A 6,000-nucleotide genomic window follows, 5' to 3' on the forward strand; every position below is an offset into this window, starting at 1 on the left:
TTTAAAAATAATGACATCACGTAATGGAGGCATGTTACCACGCCTGCGATTTTACACATCCTCAAAGATGCAGGTGATCGTATATTGTTTCAGCCAGCTCCTGGCTAATGCCAGGCACATTGGCAATTTCATCTTTGCTGGCTTTTTTAAGCCCTTGCAAGCCGCCCATGTATTTGAGCAAACTCTGACGACGCTTGGCGCCTATTCCTGGAATATCTTCCAGGCTAGAGGTGTTTTTCACCTTTTGTCGGCGATTCCTGTGGCCGGTAATGGCGAAACGGTGTGACTCGTCACGTATGTGCTGAATCAAATGCAGGGCCGGCGAGTGACTTTCCATAGGCAAAGTTTCATGGGAACCAGCAAGAATGAGCGTTTCAAGACCCGGTTTCCGCGTTGTCCCTTTCGCTACCCCTACCAGTAACGGCTTTTTATCGACAGGCCAGTCTTCAAAAAATGCTTCTGCCTGTCCCAACTGTCCCTTACCCCCGTCGATAAACAGAATGTCTGGGATCTTACTCACTTCCTGTACATTCTTATATCGGCGTTTCAGGGCCTGAGCCATGGCAGCATAATCATCGCCTGGGGTGATCCCTTCGATATTGTATCGACGATAATCACTTTTCAGCGGGCCTTCGCGATTAAATACCACGCAAGAGGCCACGGTTTGCTGCCCCGACGTATGGCTAATATCAAAGCATTCCATTCGCTGAATGGGTTCATCCCGATCAAGTATGTCTTCCAGGGCCAGGTATCGCGCGTGCACAGATTTCTGCTGGCTATATTGGGCATCTAACGCATTTTCAGCATTCGTTTGCGCCAAACTCAGGTAGCGACGTTTTTCTTCTCTCGCCCCTTTGAACAACTTAACTTTGCGCTTGGCTTCTTCACTTAACACTTCAAGGATGCTGTGTTCTTCCGATAACGTACGAGGGATTACAATCTGCTTGGGAATGATCTTATTGCCAGACAAATAAAACTGGAGGAAGAAGGACTCAAAGATCTCGTCTTCGGTAGCTGCGGCAGGCACTTTGGGGAAATACGATTTGCTCCCCAATAATTGGCTGTCACGGATAAACATCACTTGAATACAAGCCATATTGCCACGTACCGCAAAACCAAATACGTCCATTTCGTCCTGGGTACCCGCAACCCATTGTCGCTCTTGCACTTTGCGTAAAACGTTAATTTGGTCTCGATAGCGAGCCGCAGCTTCAAAATTCAACTGCTCACTGGCCTTTTCCATTTTATTAACCAGTGTGCCAATGACCTGTTGATTTTTGCCATTAAGAAAGAGTCGGGCAAGCTGCACCTGCTCTTGATATTCCTCGTCGCTGACATAACCTTGTACGCACGGGGCGCTACAACGCTGCATCTGATATTGCAGACACGGACGACTTCGTGCGCGGTAATAACTGTCTTCACACTGACGAACGGGGAAAATCTTCTGCATGGTTCGCAGGCTTTCCCGTACCGCCCAGGCGCTAGGATAAGGACCAAAATATTCGCCCTTTTTCTTCTGCGGACCACGGTGAAATGATAAACGTGGGTGTTTATGATCAGACAAAAATATAAACGGGTAAGATTTATCATCCCGCATCACCACGTTATATCGCGGCTTATATTTCTTAATAAAATTGTTTTCTAGCAGGAATGCTTCGGTTTCACTATTCACCACCGTTACATCCATGCTGGCGATGTTCGCTACCAGCGACCGGGTCTTGGAATTATCTACATTTTTTCGAAAATAACTGGAGACCCGATTTTTAAGGTTTTTAGCCTTACCAACGTATATCACCTCGCCTTCGGCGTTGTACATGCGGTACACGCCAGGCTGGCTAGTAAGGTTTTTTAGGAAATCATTGTGGTCGAATTGTGACATTCAGCAAATCAAAGCATATTGGGATCGATGAGTTTGTGCCTGAGTGCCAAGTGCGTCAGCTCAACGTCGGTTTTTACGTCGAGTTTTTCGAACATACGATAGCGATAAGTATTGACTGTTTTGGCGTTGATACTGAGCTCGTTAGCAATTTCAGGCACCTTCTGTCCTTTTGTAAGGCGCATCGCGATATTTAGTTCACGACTGGACAAATTATCGAAAGGGTTATCAGCATCTGGCGCTAACTTACTTATAGCAATACTTTGCGCAATTTCAGGCGGGAGGAACTTTTGACCTGAATGCACCTTGTAAATCGCACGGATCATTTCATCGGGATCGGCATCTTTAGTCAGAAAACCAAAGGCACCAATTTGCATAACCTGCGAAGGAATAGGGTGTTCTTTATGCATGGATAAACAAATAACACGCGTGTTTTCGGACATGCGAACGATTTTTTTTGTGGCTTCCAATCCGCCCATGCCGGGCATATTGACGTCCATTAAAACGATATCCGGGGCATTTTGTCTGCAATATTTAACTGCATCTTCCCCGTTTTTTGCTTCCGCTACGACTGAAAAGTCGGAGACATCGTCCAGGATGCGTCGAATCCCTGTTCTGACCAACTCATGGTCATCTGCCAGGATAATCTTTATCACGTTTGTGCTCACTGAATAATCGTTATTATAAGTATTGAACGCAGCCACTAAACTGCGGAGGTCATAATACCATTTATTCAGTGAGAGTGAAGATAGTCTTACTACAAACACTTTTAAAGCTGTGGCAAATCAAACCAGAGCGCTTCGGTATCGTCGTGTGCATGTATTTGCAGGGTGTCGTCCTGGTAAACACCAAGTCCATCACCAGCTTCAAACGATTGGCTGTCGATACTAATCTCCCCCTTTATTACGTGCAAATAACCCATGCGTTTTTCAGTCGCGATAGAAATCGATTCATTTTCTGACAAGCGCAGGCGCGATAGGGTCATATCCTGATGCACTTTTACAGTGCCTGCTCGTCCGTCTGGTGTAACCATTGGCGTAAGCGCCCCTTTCTGCTGAATTGTTTTTTGCTCATAACCTGGCGTTAACGCGTTTTGGGCCGGTAGTACCCATATTTGTAGAAAATGGACTTCATCTTTATCAGAACCGTTAAACTCGCTGTGCATGATACCGCGCCCTGCCGTCATGCGCTGAATATCACCCGCCGGGATCACATCGCTGTTTCCCGTACTGTCTTTGTGTGCCAATTGACCTTCTATTACATATGACAAGATTTCCATATCTTTATGGCCATGAGTTTCGAACCCTCTTCCAGGCGCGACGCGGTCATCGTTAATAACCCGAAGTACAGAAATTCCCATATGTTCAGGCTCATAATAGCGACCGAAGGAAAACGAATGATGGGAGTTTAGCCAGCCAAAATCGGCGTGCCCGCGCTCACTGGCTTTTCTGATATAACGCATGTGTCTCTCCTGCAAAGGTAATGTGTGTATTTTAATCCTGTAGAGATGGATTAATACTTCAGAAACTAGCGTTAATTGTCCTATTTCTTAGAATCTATAATGGCGTAACGAGTAACGTCTTGGTGGCTTCGCTGTGCGCTGAAGGGAATCTTAGGAGAGAAAAAGCAAGCCGGTGGCCCGGCTTGCTCTCACATTGCAATAAAACTAAACGAATAAAAACGTAGGAAGCAAATTATTTAACCCGTTCAAATACGTTAAATTCTGATAATGAATGCTGAAATTTACGTTTCGTTTCACGAATGACAAAAGGCAGCTCCTGTGGCGCTGCAACGCGGGCAAAATGGTCACCAAGTGCTTGTTCAAGGGCAGCGGTAGAGGTAAGAGTTTCACCGTTTTCATCTTTGTATCCACCCAACCAGTTTTCTCTGGCGGTATATTCTTCCAACCAGGTAAACGGCGACGCTACCACCAGAATGCCACCGACATTTAATCGCTTTCTAATTTCATTAAGCAGTTTTTTCGGCTCGTAAACCCGGTCAATAAGGTTACTCATTAAGATTAAGTCGTAGCCGGTGAATTGGGGCTTGAGGTTACACGCATCCCCCTGAGCAAATTGGCACTTGTCTGCTGTTTCACTTAATCCTAAATCTGCCAGGCGCGCCACCTTAAATGTCGTGAGATCACCTTCGTCAATCAGATTGTACCGTACTTCTCCGTGTTGCTGCATAGCATACGCCGTTTTAATAAAACGCGCGGAAAAATCGATGCCGTCAACCGCATCGAAGTATCTTGCCAGTTCAAAGCTTGCCCGACCAACAGCACAGCCTAAATCCAATGCTTTTGCAGTGGGCTTATCTTTCATGAACTGCATTGCGTAAGCCACGGAAGCAGACGCAAAGTTCGGCACGCCGTGGTAGTTCGCTCCATAGTGGAACTCACTGTACTGAGAAACCTGTGTATCACTCTCGTAATCGAGATCGTTCACTTTAATTACCTCGTCAGACTCAACATAACGGAAGCCTGCATGTTGAAAGAAGTGACGGCGAAATGCATATCGACTGTGTTTCATGGCTTCGTTGCCAGTCGACACCCATGAGCCCCCTTTAAACAGATTATGTTTGTTATCGAAAGTTGGCGTGGTGAAATCATCGTACAAGGGGTGTACCTGAAAACCATCGAAAGGATAAATCGGGGTTTCGGTCCATTGCCATACATTTCCTACAACGTCATAAAAGCCATTTCGCTGAAAGCGATTAACGGGTACCGACGACGCGGGCCCATTCAGACCAATATTCCAGCAATCGGTATACAGGGTTTCATCCACACCGGCCTCATCACGCAAGCGACACCATTCATCTTCAGTGGGTAATTGAATATTTTTCCCAGTTTTACTGCCAAGCCAATTACAAAAGGCCTTTGCTTCGTGATAGTTCACATCAACAGGCCAGTCCATAGGAAGCGGCATCTCTTGGGTCATTGCGCGATAAAGATAACTATTACCCTCTTTTCGCCAAAATATGGGATGGACGGCCTTGGTGTAAGCCAACCACAGCTTGCCCTCTTCTTCCCAATATTTTGGTGAAGCATAACCATCATCCATGACGAAGCGCAGAAATTCACCATTACTGACAAGAAACTGTGACGCTGAGAAGGGTTTTACTTCAGCATGATGTTCACCATATTCGTTGTCCCAACCGTAATAGGCTGCGCTAAAAGGTTTACCGGCAGCTACCTCGCCGCCTTCAACAGGTAAAAGTGTATTTGCAGGTGCATCGCCGCTCTCTGCACAAGGAGACCAATCAAGCTGTTGTTGGACAAACGGGAGCGGTAACTGGCGGATTAACACGGAGGACGTTTCCAGATGAATGCCTTCGTGCTCAATGCCCATGATAATTGGCCACATGGGGCTTTCCCAGTCAATGGGTAAACGGAAATCAAGCGTGGCAATTAAATCGCTAACTAATCGGCGAACCTGGGCACGATACGCTCTGACTTCAGAAACCGCTGGCCACGCATAATTGTCGTCGTTGAGGTCATCCCAACTCATTTCATCAACGCCAATGGCGAACAGCGACTCAAAATGCGGATTGATGCGGTCGTTTATTAACTTGGCTAACACTAACTTATTTATAAAGAACGTTGCCGTATGCCCAAAATAGAAAATGAGTGGATGACGTAACTTTTCAGGGCGTTGATAAAACGCTTCGTCATTTTTTAATACCGAAAACAGGCTTTCGTAACGATCAAAAGACTGATGAAAATACGCCAAGATCTCTTTTCTTTTTTCATCTACGGTGCCTTCTTGCAGATGTGGTGTGTGCAGGACGTCCATAGCAACCCTTTTTTACTTTTTAAAATGCTCAATTGAAGAGAATAATGCGGATGGCAGATAACTGATGAACTATCTGGTTATATTAGGAAATATGACCTGCCCCGACTAAATTATCTTTCATAACGAAATATAATCAATTTTCTACGTGAACAGATTAAGTCAGATCAATGAAGGAAATGTAATGTTAACTGAGAACGGCACAAAAAAACACCGCCTGAGAGGCGGTGTTTTCTAGAATGTGGCGGAGAGAGAGGGATTCGAACCCCCGGAAGGTTTGACCCTTCGCCTGATTTCAAGTCAGGTGCATTCAGCCGGACTCTGCCATCTCTC

Annotated in this window: 4 protein-coding genes; all 4 read right to left on the bottom strand. The window is 45.8% G+C overall.

Translation table 11 applies throughout. The features are described 5' to 3' along the window. Positions 1–61 precede the first annotated feature (61 nt). Positions 62–1,879 (bottom strand): excinuclease ABC subunit UvrC, encoded by a 1,818-nt coding sequence (gene uvrC, locus ACXAGX_RS19065; protein WP_474840321.1) that lies wholly within the window; start codon positions 1,877–1,879, stop codon positions 62–64. An 8-nt stretch (positions 1,880–1,887) separates the two neighbouring features. After that, positions 1,888–2,532 carry a UvrY/SirA/GacA family response regulator transcription factor gene (gene uvrY / locus ACXAGX_RS19070; RefSeq protein ID WP_070123744.1) on the bottom strand — a complete coding sequence of 215 codons (645 nt, stop codon included), beginning with the start codon at positions 2,530–2,532 and terminating at the stop codon, positions 1,888–1,890. Between the two features lie 113 nt (positions 2,533–2,645). Then, a complete protein-coding gene (locus tag ACXAGX_RS19075) occupies positions 2,646–3,338 on the bottom strand; it encodes a pirin family protein (RefSeq protein ID WP_474840323.1) in 693 nt (230 codons plus the stop codon). Between the two features lie 232 nt (positions 3,339–3,570). After that, on the bottom strand, positions 3,571–5,670 hold the full coding sequence (ovoA, locus tag ACXAGX_RS19080; RefSeq protein WP_474840325.1) for a 5-histidylcysteine sulfoxide synthase: 2,100 nt from the start codon (positions 5,668–5,670) through the stop codon (positions 3,571–3,573). Positions 5,671–6,000: the final 330 nt, after the last annotated feature.

The sequence above is a fragment of the Alteromonas sp. ABV4_515 genome (assembly GCF_056160345.1).

What these genes read in the sequence shown, in the direction of transcription:
- uvrC (WP_474840321.1), bottom strand. Translation starts at nt 1,879, where the DNA reads ATGTCACAATTCGACCACAATGATTTCCTAAAAAACCTTACTAGCCAG.
- ACXAGX_RS19075 (WP_474840323.1), bottom strand. Translation starts at nt 3,338, where the DNA reads ATGCGTTATATCAGAAAAGCCAGTGAGCGCGGGCACGCCGATTTTGGC.
- ovoA (WP_474840325.1), bottom strand. Translation starts at nt 5,670, where the DNA reads ATGGACGTCCTGCACACACCACATCTGCAAGAAGGCACCGTAGATGAA.